General features: G+C 73.8%; 12 protein-coding genes and 2 pseudogenes. 8 read left to right on the top strand and 6 right to left on the bottom strand.

What is annotated here, in order from left to right:
- Both E0D90_RS27860 and E0D90_RS14400 read right to left on the bottom strand, forming a co-directional pair.
- Nucleotides 1-235 (bottom strand): annotated as a pseudogene (locus E0D90_RS27860) (hypothetical protein); the annotation flags it as partial.
- Between the two features lie 381 nt (nucleotides 236-616).
- Complete coding sequence (locus E0D90_RS14400; protein ID WP_130798534.1) at nucleotides 617-1,471, bottom strand: hypothetical protein; 855 nt, start codon at nucleotides 1,469-1,471, stop codon at nucleotides 617-619.
- 410 nt (nucleotides 1,472-1,881) lie between these two features.
- Between E0D90_RS14400 and E0D90_RS14405 the strand changes: the two genes are divergently transcribed.
- Together E0D90_RS14405 and E0D90_RS14410 are read left to right on the top strand one after the other, a co-directional pair.
- Nucleotides 1,882-2,547 (top strand): phosphatase PAP2 family protein, encoded by a 666-nt coding sequence (locus E0D90_RS14405; RefSeq protein WP_174856199.1) that lies wholly within the window; start codon nucleotides 1,882-1,884, stop codon nucleotides 2,545-2,547.
- Nucleotides 2,548-2,757: 210 nt separating this feature from the next.
- Entirely contained in the window at nucleotides 2,758-3,456 is a 699-nt protein-coding gene (locus tag E0D90_RS14410) for an ATP-binding cassette domain-containing protein (RefSeq protein ID WP_227870227.1), read from the top strand.
- Nucleotides 3,457-3,489: 33 nt separating this feature from the next.
- Here the strand turns inward: E0D90_RS14410 and E0D90_RS14415 are convergent, their stop codons facing one another.
- Complete coding sequence (locus E0D90_RS14415; protein ID WP_130798536.1) at nucleotides 3,490-4,764, bottom strand: LCP family protein; 1,275 nt, start codon at nucleotides 4,762-4,764, stop codon at nucleotides 3,490-3,492.
- Between the two features lie 217 nt (nucleotides 4,765-4,981).
- Between E0D90_RS14415 and E0D90_RS14420 the strand changes: the two genes are divergently transcribed.
- Nucleotides 4,982-5,593 (top strand): acyl-CoA thioesterase, encoded by a 612-nt coding sequence (locus tag E0D90_RS14420; protein WP_227870228.1) that lies wholly within the window; start codon nucleotides 4,982-4,984, stop codon nucleotides 5,591-5,593.
- Between the two features lie 276 nt (nucleotides 5,594-5,869).
- A complete protein-coding gene (locus E0D90_RS14425) occupies nucleotides 5,870-7,084 on the top strand; it encodes a lipase family alpha/beta hydrolase (RefSeq protein WP_130798538.1) in 1,215 nt (404 codons plus the stop codon).
- An 81-nt stretch (nucleotides 7,085-7,165) separates the two neighbouring features.
- Here the strand turns inward: E0D90_RS14425 and E0D90_RS14430 are convergent, their stop codons facing one another.
- Both E0D90_RS14430 and E0D90_RS14435 read right to left on the bottom strand, forming a co-directional pair.
- Nucleotides 7,166-8,077 (bottom strand): DNA-3-methyladenine glycosylase family protein, encoded by a 912-nt coding sequence (locus tag E0D90_RS14430; RefSeq protein ID WP_130798540.1) that lies wholly within the window; start codon nucleotides 8,075-8,077, stop codon nucleotides 7,166-7,168.
- A 213-nt stretch (nucleotides 8,078-8,290) separates the two neighbouring features.
- Nucleotides 8,291-9,802: an N-acetylmuramoyl-L-alanine amidase gene (locus tag E0D90_RS14435; RefSeq protein ID WP_130798542.1), complete on the bottom strand. Its 1,512-nt coding sequence runs from the start codon at nucleotides 9,800-9,802 to the stop codon at nucleotides 8,291-8,293.
- Between the two features lie 138 nt (nucleotides 9,803-9,940).
- Here E0D90_RS14435 and E0D90_RS14440 point away from each other — a divergent pair, with 138 nt between their 5' ends.
- The 4 genes from E0D90_RS14440 to E0D90_RS14455 all read left to right on the top strand — a co-directional run bounded on the left by E0D90_RS14440 (nucleotide 9,941) and on the right by E0D90_RS14455 (nucleotide 16,194).
- The gene (locus E0D90_RS14440) at nucleotides 9,941-10,693 is read left to right on the top strand and encodes a TIGR03089 family protein (RefSeq protein WP_130798544.1); all 753 of its coding nucleotides are present in this window, start codon (nucleotides 9,941-9,943) and stop codon (nucleotides 10,691-10,693) included.
- Between the two features lie 38 nt (nucleotides 10,694-10,731).
- Nucleotides 10,732-12,144 carry an LCP family protein gene (locus E0D90_RS14445; protein WP_130798546.1) on the top strand — a complete coding sequence of 471 codons (1,413 nt, stop codon included), beginning with the start codon at nucleotides 10,732-10,734 and terminating at the stop codon, nucleotides 12,142-12,144.
- 278 nt (nucleotides 12,145-12,422) lie between these two features.
- A complete protein-coding gene (locus E0D90_RS14450) occupies nucleotides 12,423-14,255 on the top strand; it encodes an LCP family protein (protein ID WP_227870229.1) in 1,833 nt (610 codons plus the stop codon).
- A 70-nt stretch (nucleotides 14,256-14,325) separates the two neighbouring features.
- On the top strand, nucleotides 14,326-16,194 hold the full coding sequence (locus tag E0D90_RS14455; protein WP_227870230.1) for an LCP family protein: 1,869 nt from the start codon (nucleotides 14,326-14,328) through the stop codon (nucleotides 16,192-16,194).
- Here the strand turns inward: E0D90_RS14455 and E0D90_RS14460 are convergent.
- Nucleotides 16,182-16,637: pseudogene (locus tag E0D90_RS14460) on the bottom strand (MFS transporter); the annotation flags it as partial. The gene E0D90_RS14455 and the pseudogene E0D90_RS14460 overlap by 13 nt on opposite strands.

A 16,637-nucleotide genomic window follows, 5' to 3' on the forward strand; every position in this document is an offset into this window, starting at 1 on the left:
CTCCAGCTTGTGGTCCAGATCGATCTTGGCGTCCATCCGGTCGGCCTGCTCGGTGACATGGGACCGGGCCCGCCGCGGTGACGTCATGGCCGATGTAGACGTGGCTCTGGCTGCCCACGTTGATCGCCCCGCTGACGGCGGCCAGGCTCAGCTCGGCGGCGTCGACGCCCCCGGCCTCGGGGCCGTCCCCCGCGCCGGGCGGGTCCTCCGGATCCGCGTCCCGATTTCGAGCCATGTCTGCCCCCGTTCGCGTGGTCCGGTGGTAGTCAGGTGATTCCAGACTAACGCCCGAATTGCGCCAGGGTGGTGATCCGACACATGAGTAACTGATATGCGCAGAAGGGCTATCCGTAGTGCATCACGCAAGGTCAGGCTGGGCGGTGAGCATCAGGAGCCGGAAATGCACCGGCCCCGCGCCAGACGGGTTCTCGCCGGAATTCCGGACGCGGAATGTGAAATGAATCCGCGCGAAATGTCCGCGTCAACGGTCCGGCGTCAAATGGCCCGGCGTAAACGGTCCCGCGCAGAACGTTCGGCGAGGACACTCCCGCGCGGAATGGCCGCGTGCGCGTAAGACGGCGGAAGCGCACCGGCCACGCCCGCCCGCCGCGAGCGGTCACGGGCAGCGGCCGGTCGCGGCGATGTCATGCACGAGAAAGGCCGCCGCCGCCTGCTCCCGCCGGGTGGCCCGCTCGTCCACCGCCCGGAAGTACGCGTCGGGGAAGCCCGCGTCCGCCCCGTGGCAGACCGCGCCCAGCGCCCAGAACCGCGCCACGCACCGCGCCCGTTCCCGCACCGGGTCCGTCACCGGGGAGAGCCCGGTGTACCGCCAGGTCCCGCCGTCCGTCGCGGAGATGTGGCCGGTGCGCCGCAACGCCTCGACGTAGATGTCCCGTTGGTGCCGCCAGACCTCCCGCAGCCGCGCCCGGTCGGCGGCCAGCCGTGCCAGCGCGCCCGCGTGGTCCGGATAGAGGTCCAGGAAGGCCAGGTACCCGTGGGCCAGGATCTGGTCGGCGTTCCACGGGCCGGGGACGCCGCGTACCGTGACCGCCCGCGCCAGCGGCCCGAGGAACCGCGCCGTCGCCATCGCCAGCGCCGAGACCGGGATCGCCCCCTCCGCCACGAACGGGCTGAACAGCTTCAGCGAGAAGTAGCCGCCGAACCTCCGCGCGGCGCCGTCGTCGGCGAGGTCGCCGAAGGTCAGCACATAGACGGTGACCGGCACCTCCCCCCAGCGCGCTCCGCGCCGGTGCGGTGTCGGGACATCCAGCGGCCCGGGCAGCAGGAGCAGTGTCTCGACGCCGCCGGCCGCGCCCAACTGCCCCAGCGGGCCGCTGCCGTGTACCACCCAGGTGCGGCCCACGGCCGGGAGGTCGCCCAGTTGCGGCGTGACCGCGGAGACGAAGTCGGGAAGCCGGTTGACGAGGTCGGCGGCGAGCGCCGCACCGGACATGGACGAGGCTGCGGTCATCTCGGGACCTCCCGCTGCGTGAGGCTGAGGAGGGGGACGGGGCCGAAACGGTCCGGTCGCGGGCCGGCGCCACGTTCCCCCGGGCATGGCGCGCCGTGCGTTTTCTACCCGCGGCGACCAGCGGGAACCGGCGACGGACGGGGCTCGCGGGGGGACACGGCCGGCGGCGGGAGTGCGCCGCGCTCGCACGGTGGGGCGCACACGGGTACGGGCTGTCCCACCCCCCCCGTTCGGCCGAGTGGGGGACGGGCGCGACGCGCACGGTAAGGGGCGCGTGGCGCGGCCTGCGCGCCGGGTACGGTCATGCCGGTGTCCGGACGGGCCGAGGCCGCGAGGGCGGCACCCGGACCCGGCCGGCGGCCCCCAGCACCGTTCCCGTCCCCGCGCGCCGCCGGGGGAAAGGCGTCGCCGTGTCCACCTCGCCCGCCGACCCGCCGCCGCCCACCGGGACCCAGGCGCCACCCCCTGACCCCGGTGCGCCGCCGGGCGCCGTCGCGGAGCGCCGGGTCGCCCGCTGGGTCACCGAGGCGTGCTCCCCGGGCGTGCTGCTGATGATCGTCGTGTGCGCCGTCGGCTGGCACGCCACCGGCTCGGTAGCCGGGCTCGGCTGGGCGCTGCTGACCCTGGTCTTCTGCTGCGTGCTGCCCTACGGCTTCGTGCTGTGGGGGGTGGGCCGGGGCCGGTGGAGCGACTGGCACATCACCCGCCGCGAGCAGCGACTGCTGCCGCTGGCCGTCGGGATGGCCGGGGTGAGCGTCGCCGTGCTGCTGCTGGCCGTCATCCCCGGAGCGCCGCGCGACCTGGTGGCCCTCGTCCTGGCGATGCTGGCCGGCGGCGCCTCCACCGTCGCCGTGACGCTGTGGTGGAAGATCTCGGTCCACACGGCGGTCGCGGCCGGTGCCACGGCCGTGCTGATCGTCACCTACGGCGGCCCGCTGACGCCGCTGACCGCACTGCTGCCGGTGCTGACCGGCTGGTCCCGCGTCGCGCTGCGCGACCACACGGTGGCCCAGGTGGTCGCGGGCGGGGCGCAGGGCGCGTTGTTCGGATCCCTCGTCTACGCGCTGCTGCGCTGAACCGCGTACCCGCCGGGGTCCGCGGCCGGCCCGGTCATCCGCCGCGATCCCCAACCTCCTTGCGCCAGAACGGTGTTCACGCCGATCCAGGCCCCGTCCGCCGGTGTCCTGGCCGCTCCCCGGTCGTTGATCCGTACGGCGGTGGCGCGAGGCGCACCGGTCCGTTCCCGGACACCGCCGGGGCGGCGACGGCAGGCAAGGGGGTACCACGTGGACCACGGCGCGAGGTTGCGGCTGGACGGGGTGCACAAGGCATACGGGAGGCGGGAGGTGCTGCACGACGTCTCACTGCGGGTGCCGCCGGGGAACCTCGTCTGCGTCACCGGCGCACCGGAACGGCCGGGCGGCGAGTGCGCGGCCGCCGGCGGCGCCGGTCGCACCGCGCTGGCCCGGATCGCCGCCGGACGGGAACCGGCGGACCGGGGCACGGTGGTCCGCACGGTCGTCACCGGCTTCTGCCCCCAGCAGGCGGTCCTCAACGACCAGCTCACCGTCGACCAGCACCTGCGGTACTTCCAGATGACCTACCGGCTGGCCGACGTGCGGCGCGCGCTGGAACTCCTCGACGCCCTCGGCATCGCGCACACCCGCCACGAGACCGCCGGCGCGCTGGACCCGGCGGCCCGGCAGAACGTCAACCTCACCCTCGCCCTGATGCACGACCCGGCGCTGCTGGTGCTCGACGAGCCCTGCCAGGACGTTGACCGGGAGACCCGCCGCCGGTTCTGGGAACTGGCCTGCGAGCTGCGGGACGAGGGCCGTTCACTGCTGGTGGCCGGGCGGCTCACGCCCGAGCCGGGGAGCTTCGACATGCTGCGCCTGGCGGACGCCGTGTACGAGCTGGCCGACGGCCGTCTGACCCGGCGCGTGTCGCCCGCGACGGCCGTCGCCCGGGACCCCGCCGCGTAGCGGGGTCCCGGCGCGGGACGCCGGCCCCGGTGGTCAGTCGTCCGAGACGGTGACGGTGTCGTCGTTCTTCAGTTCCTCGAAGAGACGGCTCGCCGCCTCCATGTCCCACAGCACCGCGGAGCCCTTGTCGGTGGCGTAACCGGGGTCGGCCACCGGCACGTTCAGCTGGGTCCCGTCCGAGCCCTGGACGCCCCGCATCGCCAGGAACATCCGGCCCAGCTCGAAGACGGACATCTCCTCGTCGACGATCAGCGAGTCCAGGCTGGCGCCCATCACCGGGTACAGCTTGAACGGGTTGAGGAGCGTCGCGGGGGAGGAGACCTGGTCACCGAGGGCGCCCAGGAACTTCTGCTGGTTCTTGGTCCGGCCCAGGTCGCCCATGGCCTCCTGATAGCGCTGCCGGACGAAGGCCAGGGAGTCGGCACCGTCCAGGTCCTGACAGCCCTCGGCGAAGTCGGCGCCGGAGTTCTTGTCCTGGATCGCCTGGTCGAAGCACATCTCCACGCCGCCGAGGGCGTCCACGACCCCGGCGAAGCCGCCGAAGCCGATCTCCGCGTAGTTGTCGATCCTGAGGCCGGTGTTGTACTCCACCGTGCGCACCAGCAGCTCGGGGCCCTCCATGGCGTAGGCGGCGTTGAGCTTGTTCTGCGACTCCGGTATCCGGTTGCCCGAGGAGGAACCGGTGAACTCCGGGATGGTGACCCAGGAGTCCCGGGGCAGGCTGATCAGCGCGTTCCCGTTCTTCCCGGTGTGCAGGATCATCATGGTGTCGGCCCGGGCGCCGTCGGCGTTGCCGGTGCGCATCTCCTGCCGCTCCTCGGCGCTCAGCCCCTCGCGGCTGTCGGTGCCGACGATCAGGTAGTTGGTGCCCTTGCCGTCCGAGGGCCGGTCCTCGACCAGGCTGAGGTCCACCTCGCGCCGCAGCTTGGAGTCGGCCCACAGGTAGGTGCCGACGCCGGTCGCGAGCAGCACCAGGACCAGCGAGATCACGGTCCACTTGATCCGGCGCCCCCAGTTGGGGCGCGGGCGGTAGTCGTCACCGTCGTCGTAGGGGCCCTGGGGCGGGCCGTAGCCCGAGTCGGCGTACCGGGGCTCGGCGTACCGCCCGGCGGGGGAGTGGCCCCGTTCGTCCTGGTGGTACCCGGCGTGCCCGCCGGGATGGCCGTACCCGTCCCCGTAGCCGCCGCCCTGGCCGCCCTGACCCGGGCGGGGGACGTGCGGCATGACCCGCGCCCCCTCCGGGCGCGGGGCGCCGCGCCCCCGCCGGGAGTGCGGCTGCTCGGTCCAACCCTCGGGCCAGTCATTCATAACTGCTCAGTCTGCCGTCCCGCGGCCGCGCGCGGGAGACCGGGCCGGGCACTGTGGCAGAGCTGATGCAATCCGCCGCGCCGAACGACCCGAAACGCCCCGGAAACGCGCCGGTGGCCACCCGGCCGGACAGTGTGACGGGACTCTCGCCGGTGACCGGCCGGTAGCGGCCCCGATGGGCCCGGAGCGGGCGTCGGGCGCGCCTACAGTGGGACATATGACCGAACCGCTCACCGCCCGGACCAGCGACGACGAGCCCGGCGACGGTCCCGGCGCGACCCCGGGAGACCCCCGGACCGACGCCGCGGCAGGACCGGCCACCAAGCCGACGGCCGCCTCCCGCACCACGCTCTCGCACATCATGACGGCGAGTGACACCAACCTGCTGGGCACCGTCCACGGTGGCGTGATCATGAAACTGGTCGACGACGCCGCCGGCGCCGTCGCGGGCCGCCACTCGTCGGGCCCCGCCGTCACCGCATCCATGGACGAGATGGTCTTCCTGGAGCCGGTCCGCGTCGGTGACCTCGTCCATGTCAAGGCACAGGTCAACTGGACCGGCCGCAGCTCGATGGAGGTCGGCGTCCGCGTCCTGGCGGAACGCTGGAACGAGTCCACGCCAGCCACCCGCGTCGGCACCGCCTACCTGGTCTTCGCCGCCGTGGACGAGCACGGCCGCCCCCGGCCGGTGCCGCAGGTGGTGCCCGAGACCGAGCGCGACCGCCGCCGCTACCAGGAGGCGCAGATCCGGCGCACGCACCGGCTGGCCCGCCGTCGCGCCATCAAGGAACTGCGGGAGCGCCGGGCCGCCGAGGGCCTGGACGACTGACGGGCACGCCCCTCGGCGCCCCCCGGTGCGCCGACCGGAGCGCGCAGCGGCCCGCCCCCGCCCGGCGCGCGGAGTCCGGGCGGAGAGTGCGCTCACCCCGGCGCGTCCAGGGGCGTGCGGCGCGTAAACCGCAGGTGAGCGGCTGACACGAATGAGTGGGACCGGCTGAGATCGCTTCCCCGGACGGTGCGCGGCTCACCAGGATGAGGGTGTCTTCGCCCGGCCGGCGGCCCCATCCCCGGGGCCGCCGGCCGGGCCGTACCCAGAGCAAGCGCCATGGCCGAAGAGCAGCCGGAGCAGAGCACCGGTACCGACCTGATCCTCGCCGCGCAGCTGAACCGCGCGCGGCCCCACTCCGTCACCGTGCCCCGGGCCGACGCCGAGTGGGAGCTCCCCGCGGGCAGCGCCCGCGTCTATCACGGCAGCGGCCACCAGGGTATCCAGCGGCCCGTCCTCCTGGCGGACGGCTTCAACAGCGGCCCCACCGACTTTGACCTCCTCTACGCCGGGCTGGACGGCGGCGGTTACCCGCTCCTGACCTCCCTGCGGGAACGCGGCCACGCCGTCGTCCTCATCGGGTTCGACGAGCGCAGCGCCTCGCTCCTGGAGAACGCCCGCGCAGTGACCGCCGCGATCCTGCGCACCATCGCCGAGCGGCTCGGCGACGCCCCGCTGACCGTCGGCGGCTTCAGCATGGGCGGGCTGATCACCCGCTACGTCCTCGCCAAGCTGGAGACCGAGGGCGTCGACCACCAGACGGCTCTCTCCTTCTCCTACGACACCCCCCACCGGGGCGCCGTCATCCCGGTCGCACTTCAGGCGTTCGCCCACTTCATCCCCGGCCGGGAGAACGCCTTCGCCCGGCAGATGAACAGCGCCGCCGCGCGCCAGCTGCTGTGGCGGCACTACGACCCCGAGCTGGGCACCGCCCAGCAGGCACCGGAGCGCAAGGAGTTCCTGGCCGCCCTGGACGCCGTCGGCGGATGGCCCCGACGCCCCCGGACCATCGCCGTGGCCAACGGCTCCGGTGACGGCGTCGGCAACGGCGTCCCGGCCGGTGAGAACGCGCTCAGCGTGCGGCGCATCTTCCCCGGCACCGTCCTCCGCACCCAGGACGAGGGCGAGGGCGTGGTGGTGGCCGAGCTCAAGCGGCGGCTGCCGCCCGCCCAGCGCCAGGTGACGACCGACGGGCTGCCGCCCCTGGACGGCGCGCCCGGCGGCACCCTGGACTCCTTCGCGATCCTCGGGGACGCCCTCACCCGCAGCGGCGGCCAGGTGACCGTGGACCACCCCACGGTCTGCTTCGTCCCGACCGTCAGCGCCCTCGCGGTCCGCGAACTCGACCGGACGGACGACCTCTACGCGCCCGTCTCCGACCTCCCACCGGAGGAGTTCGAGGTGGACGAGTACCAGGTCTCGTCGAGCGACACCCCGCACACCGCCATCACCCGTGAGCTCTGCGAGTTCCTGCTGGAGCGGCTGCCGGCCTGACCCCGGCCGCCGCTGTGACCGCTCCGCCCTCCCCTCCGCCCCCCTCGGGGCCGGGCGGAGGGGAGGGGCCGAGCGGCCCCGTCACCAGCGCGCGATGTCCACGGCCTCCCGGCGGGGCGCCCGGCGGGCGGGAACCAGTCCGCTCAGCATGATCAGCCGGGTCGCCCGATGGCGCTGACCGGCGTAGGGCTCCAGCAGTTCCAGCATCCGCGCGTCGTCGGCGTCCCGCTCACCCGCCAGCGCGTGGCCCACCACGCCCGGCAGGTGCAGATCCCCGACGGTCACCGCGTCCGGGGCGCCGTTGCTGCGCTGGAGCACCTCGGCCGCCGTCCACGGCCCGATCCCCGGCACCAGACAGAGCCGGGCGATAGCGTCGCTCAGCTCCATGCCCGCCGCCTCCTCCAGCCTCGGCGCCACCCGCACGGCGCGCACGATCGTCGCCGACCGCTTGGCGTCCACACCGGCGCGGTGCCATTCCCAGGACGGCACCCGCAGCCAGCCGTGCCGGTCCGGCGGCACCCGCAACCGCAGCGGGTCCTGCCCGGCCGGGCCGGGGGCGGGCTCACCGAACCGGTTCAGCAGCCGCCGCCAGGCCCGGTACGCCTCGCGGGTGGTCACCTTCTGCTCCAGCACCGAGGGGACCAGCGCCTCCAGCACCAGCCCCGTACGGATCAGCCGCAGCCCGGGATGGCGGCGGGCCGCCTCCGCCACCGGCCGGTGCCGGGGCACGAACTCCTCCGGCCGGTCGTCGGCGCCCAGCAGCGACGGCAACCGCTCCAGCGCCCACTCCGCACCCGGCCCCCAGGCGGTCGCACGGACGGGCCGACCGGGGCGGAGGCGCAGCGTCGCCGGGCCTTCGGGGGTGCGCGTGGCGCGCCACGCGGTGCCGTCGGGCTCCTGGTGGAACGAGGGGTCGCCGGAGCCGCGCCGCAGCACGGAGAGCGTGCGGCGCAGGTCGTAGGAGTCGCACGGCGTCCAGGTACGTTCCCGCATGGCCCGCTCAGCGTACGGTCCGGCCCGCCGCGCGCCGGGCGCGGGGGAACGGCGGCGGGCACCCGCGGCCGACGCCGGGCGACGGCGCACGAACGGCCGCCGCCCACCAACGGATCGGTGGGCGGCGGCCGTCGGGCCGTGCGGTGCTGTGCGGTGCCGTGTCGTGCTGTGCCGCCCGGAGGCCGCGCTCGGCGTGGCCCCGGGTGGCCGGTCTCACATCCGTGCCGCGGCCGTCCGGATGGCCGGAAGCTGGTTGTACAGCTGGTTGCCGGGGCAGTCGGTGGCGAAGCCGTCCCGGTGACCGGAGATGTTGTGCATGGTCACCACGGTGCCCTTGGCGTACTTGCCGCCCGCGGAGACGCGCTTCCAGGTCCCGTTGGCCTTGCGACCGTCGAGCCCGAGCTTCCAGCCGCTGAGCTGCGCCAGGGCGTCGGTGACCTTCTTGGGGGCGGCGGTCGAGGAGTGGGTGCCCAGGACCGCGACGCCCATCGAGTTGTGGTTGAAGCCGTAGGTGTGGGCGCCCATCACCGCGCGGTCCACGCCACCGGCCCGGCCCTCGTAGATGGTGCCGCACTTGTCGACCAGGAAGTTGTAGCCGATGTCGCGCCAGCCCTGACTGCGTGTGTGGTACTGGTAGATGCCACGGATCACCGAGGGCGCCTCCGCGCAGGTGTACCCGTTGCCTCCTGCCGTGTGGTGCACGAAGACGGTCTTCACGACGTCGGTGTAGGAGAAGCCGGACTCGCGCCACGACTCGTTGGCCCCCCAGCCGGACCGGGTGACGACCCCCGGGCGTGGGGCGGCGAGCAGCTGCTCACCGGGCGCCGCCGCCTCGCCGTCGGACGGCGCCGCCTCGGCGGGCGGCTGGTCCGCCGGTGTCTCCCCGGCGGGCGCCTCCTCGGTCTCCACCGGGCTCTCCTGGACGGTCGGCTCCGAAGCCGCCGGCTCCTCGGTGCGCGGCTCCTCCGCTTCCGGCGCCGCGTCCGTCTCCCCGTCCGCCTCGGCCTCGGCGCCCGTCCCGGTCGTCCCGGTCGTGGCGTCGTGCTCCTCGCCGACGGCCGCGCTGTCCACGGGGTCGTCACCCGGGTCGATCAGCTCCAGCCGCAGCCCCTCGGGCAGTTCGGCCGCGGCGTCCGCCGAGCCGTCCGGGGCGACCCGCACCTGGACGCCGTCGGCCGCGCCGACCCACAGGGGGTCGGTGCCGCCGCGCAGCGTTCCCGTGCGCTCCTCGGTGGTCTCCGGGTCGGGCCCGTGGTCGAGGGAGGCGTGCAGGTGGTGCCAGTCGGACCACTCGCCGCTCCCGGCGGCCCGGGTCCGGACCTCCGCCTCGCCCGCCAACTCGGCGGACGCGTCGGTCCAGACGACACCGAGCAGGGAGAACGGCTCGACGTCGGTCTCCTCCAGACCGACCTCACCCGGCGTGGGGGCGTCCGCGCCGGCGGCCCGGCTGCCGGAGCCAAGTGGTCCCAGCGCCAGGGACTGGGTGTCTCCCGCGTTCGCCGGAGCCGAGGACCCGGGCGCGGTGGGCGAGGACGAGGCGGAGAAGGGGGATGAGGGCGATGAGGGGGATGAGCCGGCCGGAAGTGCCGGTGGGGAAGCGGAGAACTGGACGGCGGCGGACGCTTGCCCCGGCTGAGCGAGGGCGGCCGCCGGTGGCATGGCCAGGGGGACGACAAGGGCCGCCGTGAAGGCGGCGCCGACGGTGGAAGCGATGAATGCACGCATAGCAACGATGGTGTACATATCCGTATACGTCTGTCGAATGGAGATCTGACTGTCTGTAAGTGCGACCCGGGCGTGTCGGTCCGTCACCCCTCCCGGGCGGGCTGCTGCGAACGGCGCGCCGGGCGTACCCTTTCGCCGATGAACACCACCGACCGAACCCCTGCCGACCTGCTGCGATCCGCCCTCGCCGGAGACAGCGGGCGCCCACTGGTGACCTACTACGACGACACGTCGGGCGAACGGGTGGAACTGTCCGCCGTCACCCTCGCCAACTGGGTGGCGAAGACCGCCGGCCTGCTCCAGGACGAGCTGGGCGCCGAGCCCGGCGACCGGATCGCGGTGCTGCTGCCCGCTCACTGGCAGACCGCCGCCTGGCTGCTGGCGTGCTCGGCCACCGGCGTGGTGGCCGACATCGGGGGCGATCCCGCCGCGGCCGACCTCGTCGTCACCGGGCCCGACCGGCTGGAGGAGGCCCGCGCCTGCTCCGGCGAGCGCGTCGCCCTCTCCCTGCGTCCCCTGGGCGCACGCTTCCCGCAGACCCCCGAGGGCTTCACCGACTACGCCGTGGCCGTCCCCGGCCAGCCCGACACCTTCGCCCCCTGGGAGGAGCCCGACCCGGACGCCCCCGCCCTGGCGGTGGACGGGCGGGAGTTCACCGCCGCCGAACTGGTCGCCGGAGGACGGGAGAGCGCCCGCGGGCTGGGGATGAGCGCCGGCGACCGGCTGATGTCCACCCGGGACTACGACAGTTGGGAGGGCCTCGCCGCCGGCCTGTACGCGCCGCTGGCGGTCGGTGGCTCGGTGGTCCTCTGCCGGCCCGCCGGAGCACTGGACCAGCGGACCAGGACACGCCGCGCGGAGAGTGAACACGTCACCCACTTCGCCGACTGACGCTGGCTCGGAGGGGGCCCCGGCCCCACCATCGGTCCATGGCAGCGGACGAGCAGAAACGACCCCCGTCGGACGAGCGGGAGCGGCACCCGGACGACGACGGGGGCGGAGCACCGAGCACGGCACACGGCGGGCCGGAGCCCCGGCCCGCCCGGGACGGTCGGCCCCGGGGCGAGGACCCGCCCCGGGGAGACGAGCCGCCGCCTCTCCCGGACGCGCCGCCCGCCGTCCCGGCAGCCGCTCCCGCCGCCACAGAGAACGCGGCCCCGGCCCCGGGCGCCCGTACTCCCGACGACCTGGTCCCCGGCGACCGTCTCCCCGGCGACCGTCTCCCCGACGACGAGATTCCCGACGACGAGATCCCCGACGACGAGCGGTCCCGGCGCGGCCCGCGCTGGCTGCGCTGGACGGCCGTCGGCGCGGCCGTGCTGGTCCTCGGCGCGTCCGGCGCCGGCTACCTCACCTTCCGGACGCTGGACGGCAACATCACCAGCGACGCCAACACCGCCGAGGAACTGCAGCGCTACGACGCCGACCGTCCGGCGCGTGGCCCGGGAGCGGCCCGCACGGTGCTGATCATCGGCTCCGACGACCCCAGCTCGCTCCCCGGAGCCGTCGGCGGCATCGGCGCCCGCTCCGACACGGTGATCCTGCTGCACCTCTCCGGTGACCGCGACCGTGCCACCGCCCTCTCCATCCCCCGTGACCTGATGGTCGACGTCCCCGCCTGCACGGGGGAGGACGGCGAGACCACCCCGGCCCGGCGGGCGCAGTTCAACTGGGCGTACTCCTTCGGCGGCGCGTCCTGCACCATCCGTACCGTGGAGCAGCTGACCGGCATCCGGCTCGACCACCACCTCGACATCGACTTCGCGGGCTTCAAGGAGCTGGTCGACGCGGTCGGCGGGATCGAGGTCGACCTTCCGGAGGCGGTGCGTGACCACCACACCGAGCTCGACCTGGAGGCCGGGCGTCAAATGCTGCACGGCGACGACGCGCTGGCGTACGTGCGGGCGCGCAAGGGGATCGGGGACGGCAGCGACACCGCCCGCATCGCTCGCCAGCAGCAGTTCCTCGGTCTGCTCGCCGCCAAGCTGCGCTCCAGCGAGGTGCTGATGAACCCCGGCCGGCTCTACCCGGTTCTCACCACCGCCACCTCGGCGATCACCGTCGACCCGGGCCTCTCCTCGCTGCCGCGACTGTACGAGCTGGTCAGCGAGGTGCGCGACGTTCCCGACGACGCCCTCCGCTTCCTGACGGTGCCCCGGGTCAACGACCCGGACGACCCGGACCGCGATGTCCTGGTACAGCCGGACGCCGATGAACTCTTCAAACAGCTGCGCTGGGACCAGCCGGTGACCCTGGAGTCCTCCGGTGCCGCCGCGCCTGGTGGCGTCCTTGCGCCGGAGGGGGCAGAGAATCGGCCACCCGCGGGCCAGGGCACCCCCTAGTCGGCTGAGGGACGTTTCAGCGGACCGATTCCGGAGGGTAGTCGGGTGGCTGGTAAAGCCATGTCGGCGAATGGTGACATCTGCGGACAAGGAAGACAGATCCACTAAAGGGGAAGAGTGGAACACAGGGTGTTATCAGCGTATTTCGCGCCGGTGGAATAGGTCACCGCCGTCGCTTCGCATGGAACTCGGAGGTTAGTGTTTGGCGTCCGATCCTCAAGTCGGCACGGAGGGCGCACGCACAAGTGGACGCGCAGGGACGTGGGGGAGCGGGGGGCATGGACCCCGCCGAACAGTGGGTATTCAATCCGGACACGGGCAGCTACGAACTGCGCCCGCCGGGCGGTCCGCGGGAACGCGGTGGCGCACCGGCCGGCACCCGTGCTCCGCAGCGCGGCGCGCCGTCGGACGGTGCGCCGAACCGGGGTGCGCCGCCCCGCCAGCGCCGTGCGCCCGGCGAGGAGGACCGGCGGCCCTCGGCCCCCGGTGAGCCGGACGAACCGGGCCGCCGAGGCGAGCGCGATCCGGAGGGGGGCGCGCGCGAAGGCACCCGGCGTGCGCCGGGGGAGTCCGGCAGCCGTGCCGCGGGCGCCCGCGACCGTCGGCCGCCCTCGGGCGGCGACCGCGAGCTTCCCGCGCAGCGTGACCGCCGCGCGCCGCGCGGCCGGCGCAAGCCGAAGAAGCGCAACCTCCGCAAGAAGATCCTGCTCTGGACCGGCGGGGTCGTCGCGCTGCTGATGATCGTCGGCTGCACCGCCGCGTACATGGTCTACCGGCAGCTGAACGACAACATCACCAAGGTCGACGTCCCCTACGACAACCCGGCCACCAGTGATGCGCCCGTCAACATCCTGCTGGTCGGCTCCGACCAGCGCACCGGTGAGGGCAACGACGGCTACGGCGACCGCGACTCCCTCGGCCACGCCGAGACCACCGTCCTGCTGCACTTCTCCAAGGACCGTGAGCACGCCACCGCGCTGTCGATCCCGCGTGACCTCATAGTCGACATCCCGGAGTGCGAGACGACCAAGGACGGCGTCACCGAGATCATCCCCGGTGACCAGAACGTCCGGTTCAACGAGAGCTACGGCCAGAAGGGCCGCGACCCGGGCTGCACCTGGAAGACCGTCCAGGAACTCACGGGCATCGAGATCAACCACTTCATGCTGCTCGACTTCAACGCCGTCAAGACCCTCTCCACCGCCGTCGGCGGGGTCGAGGTCTGCCTCGACAAGGACATCGACGACCCGAAGTCCCACCTCAAGCTCTCCGCGGGCACCCACGTCATCGAGGGCGACGACGCACTGGCCTTCGTCCGCACGCGCGACTCGGTCGGCCACAGCAGTGACCTCAGCCGGATCGCGCTCCAGCAGCAGTTCCTCGGCTCGATGGCCCGCTCCTTCACCGAGAACGGCACGCTCACCGACCCGCGCAAGCTGCTCGACCTCGCCGACGCGGCCACCAAGGCGCTCACGGTGGACACCGGCATCGGCAGCGTCGAGAAGCTGCACGACCTCGCCCGTGACCTCGGCCGCGTCCCCGTGGAGGACATCTCCTTCGTGACCCTGCCCGTCATGGACAACCCGGTGGAGGAGGTCGCGGCCACCGTCGTGCTGGACCAGGCCAAGGCCGCGCCGCTGTTCCGGATGATCCAGGAGGACATCTCCCTCACCGCGGTCGAGGAGGAGCAGGACGAGGAGGAGGAGGGCAAGAACGGCGAGGACAAGCCCGAGCCCGCGCCCGTGGAGCAGGTCCAGGTCCAGGTCTTCAACGGTGGCGACGTCCCCGGAGCGGCCCAGCAGACCCTCGCCTGGCTCCTCGGCAACGGCGCCGAGCTGGCCATCCTCGGCGGCAACGCCGACGCCCAGGAGACCACCGTGCTCCTGCACACGGCCGAGCAGGCCGGCCAGGCGGCTACGCTTGCCGAGCTGATGGGTCTGCCCTCCAAGGCGCTCAAGGAGAGCGCCGAGCGCGAGGCGGGCGGAGCGATGACGCTCATCCTCGGCAACGACTTCACCGAGCCGGGCGTCCCGATCGAGGCCCCGGCCAAGAAGCCGGACGACCTCGACACCTCGACGGCCGACGAAGCGGCGAGCACCTGCGCCGCGTGACCAGCGGCGTCCGCAGGGGGAGACGAAACCGATGACCGACCGACAACCGTAACGACACGGGGGAGCAGCCGTGCGCGGCACCAACGGCATACCCGAGGGGGACGAGCCCGAGCCCGTCCCGGTCACCCGCCCCGAGGACCTCGGGTGGGACGACAGCCTCTACGACGACCGCACCACCGGCCGTCCCGGCGCCGCGACAGCCCCGGGCGAGGCCGGAGAAGCGGACGCCGTCTCGGCCCCGGAGCCCGCGGGCTCCGGGGAGGGCCCCGGGAGAACCGACAGCGGTGCCGAGGCCGCGGGAGACCCCGCCGGCCCGCACGGTCCCGAAGGCCCGGCCGGAACGGACGCCGCCGGCGCCGGTGACGGTGGGGAAAGCGGCGACGGCGGTGACGGCCACGGCGGGAAGCGGCGTCCGCGCTGGGCACGGGTGCTGATAGCTGGCTCGGCCGCACTGGCCCTGGTCGTCGTCGGCGCCGGCGCGGCCGGCTGGTTCTACGTCCAGTACCTCAACGACAACCTCACCAAGAGCGACCTGCACCTCGGCGACAACAAGCTCGACAAGGCCGCGCCGAACGAGGCCGGCCAGAGCCCGCTGAACATCCTGCTGCTCGGCAGCGACGCCCGGGACTCCGAGGAGAACCTCCGGCTGGGAGGCGCCGCGGACACCGCGGACGGCCCGCCCATCGCCGACGTGCAGATGCTGCTGCACGTCGCCGCCGACCGCAGCAACATGACCGTCATCTCCATCCCGCGCGACACCCGCGTCGCGATGCCCAAGTGCACCGACCCGGAGAGCGGCAGGGAGTACGAGGCTGTCGAGTCCGACACCATCAACCACTCCCTTCAGCGCGGCGGCCCGGGCTGCACCGTCGCCACCTGGGAGGAGCTGACCGGAGTCCCGATCGACCACTTCATGATGCTGGACTTCGCCGGCGTCGTGAGCATGGCCGACGCCGTCGGCGGCGTGCCGGTCTGCGTCGACCGGGCGCTCAAGGACCCCAAGTCCAAGCTGGACCTGGAGGCGGGCGAGACCGTCATCAAGGGCGAGCAGGCCCTGCAGTGGCTGCGCACCCGGCACGGGTTCGGCGACGGAAGCGATGTCGGCCGTACCAAGGCCCAGCACATGTACCTCTCCGCGATGGTCCGCGAGCTGCAGGCGGGCGCCACACTGACCGACCCCGCGAAGCTCAACTCCCTCGCCAACGCCGCCACCCGGGCCCTGACCGTGGATCCGGCGCTCGGCAGCGTCAACCGTCTCTACGACCTCGGCGAGGACCTGCGCGAAGTACCCAACGACCGCATCAACATGATCACCATGCCGTGGGTGCCGGCGCCGCAGAACCCCGAGGCGCACGTGATGCCGAAGCCGGGCGCCGCCGAGGAACTGTTCGCCCTGGTCCGCGAGGACATCGCCCTCGACGAGGAGTACCCCGACGACATCGCCTCCGGGGAACGGGACGGCGAGGACGACGAGGACGGCGACGGGGAGGACGCCGGCCCCGAGGCCGACGCGCCCTCCGAGGTGCCGGTGACCGTGCGCAACGGCACCGGATCGGTCTCCTTCGCTGCGGTCACCGGCCGGGCGAGCGCGATCGTCTCCGAACTGGCCGCGCTCGGTTTCACCGGGACGGTCGTGGACGAGCGGCCCATCTCCCAGGCCGAGACCTCGCTCTCGCACCCCGCCGGCGAGCAGGCGGAGGCCAACGCGCGGCTCGTCGCCGAGGCGCTGGGCCTGCCCGAGCGGGCGCTGCGGGTCTCGCAGGGCGCCGAGACCCTGACCCTGGTCATCGGCAGCGACTGGCGCGAGGGCAACCAGTTCCCGGAGCGTACCGACGACGCGGAACCGGCCGACCCCCCGGAGCGGCTCGACAGCGGCGAGGCGCTCAAGGGTGACGACGACTCGGCCTGCATGGAGGTCAACCCGCTCTACGCCCGTTGATCCCCGTCCGCCGCCGGGGCGCCCGACTCCCCGGCGGCCGGGCGCTCCCCGTCCGCCTCCCGGGCTGCCGGCGCGGCGCGGCCGGCGGCCGGCGGCGGCTCGCCCAGCCGCCGCAGCAGCAGCCATCCCACCGCGGGCAGCACGATCAGCGGCGCCAGCGCCACCTGGAGCCCGGCGCTGTCGGCGGCGGCCCCGATGAACGGACTGGCCACGCCGCCGACGCTCACCGTCAGCCCCAGCGTGACGCCGCTCGCCGTCCCGATCCTGCCCGGCAGGTAGTCCTGCGCCAGCGTGAGATGGAGCGAGAACGGGACGTACAGCCCCGCCGAGGCGAGCGCGACGCACAGGTAGATCGCCGGGCCGGGCACCAGCACCACACCCGCCACGGCGGGCACGGTCAGCGCGTACGACCAGCGCACCACCGCGAGCCGTCCCCACCGCCC

This window comes from Streptomyces otsuchiensis (assembly GCF_004305975.1).
In the GTDB taxonomy this organism is placed as follows: Bacteria; Actinomycetota; Actinomycetes; order Streptomycetales; family Streptomycetaceae; genus Streptomyces; species Streptomyces otsuchiensis.

What these genes read in the sequence shown, in the direction of transcription:
- E0D90_RS14400 (WP_130798534.1), bottom strand. Translation starts at nt 1,471, where the DNA reads ATGACCGCAGCCTCGTCCATGTCCGGTGCGGCGCTCGCCGCCGACCTC.
- E0D90_RS14415 (WP_130798536.1), bottom strand. Translation starts at nt 4,764, where the DNA reads ATGAATGACTGGCCCGAGGGTTGGACCGAGCAGCCGCACTCCCGGCGG.
- E0D90_RS14420 (WP_227870228.1), top strand. Translation starts at nt 4,982, where the DNA reads ATGACCGAACCGCTCACCGCCCGGACCAGCGACGACGAGCCCGGCGAC.
- E0D90_RS14425 (WP_130798538.1), top strand. Translation starts at nt 5,870, where the DNA reads ATGGCCGAAGAGCAGCCGGAGCAGAGCACCGGTACCGACCTGATCCTC.
- E0D90_RS14430 (WP_130798540.1), bottom strand. Translation starts at nt 8,077, where the DNA reads ATGCGGGAACGTACCTGGACGCCGTGCGACTCCTACGACCTGCGCCGC.
- E0D90_RS14435 (WP_130798542.1), bottom strand. Translation starts at nt 9,802, where the DNA reads ATGCGTGCATTCATCGCTTCCACCGTCGGCGCCGCCTTCACGGCGGCC.
- E0D90_RS14440 (WP_130798544.1), top strand. Translation starts at nt 9,941, where the DNA reads ATGAACACCACCGACCGAACCCCTGCCGACCTGCTGCGATCCGCCCTC.
- E0D90_RS14445 (WP_130798546.1), top strand. Translation starts at nt 10,732, where the DNA reads ATGGCAGCGGACGAGCAGAAACGACCCCCGTCGGACGAGCGGGAGCGG.
- E0D90_RS14450 (WP_227870229.1), top strand. Translation starts at nt 12,423, where the DNA reads ATGGACCCCGCCGAACAGTGGGTATTCAATCCGGACACGGGCAGCTAC.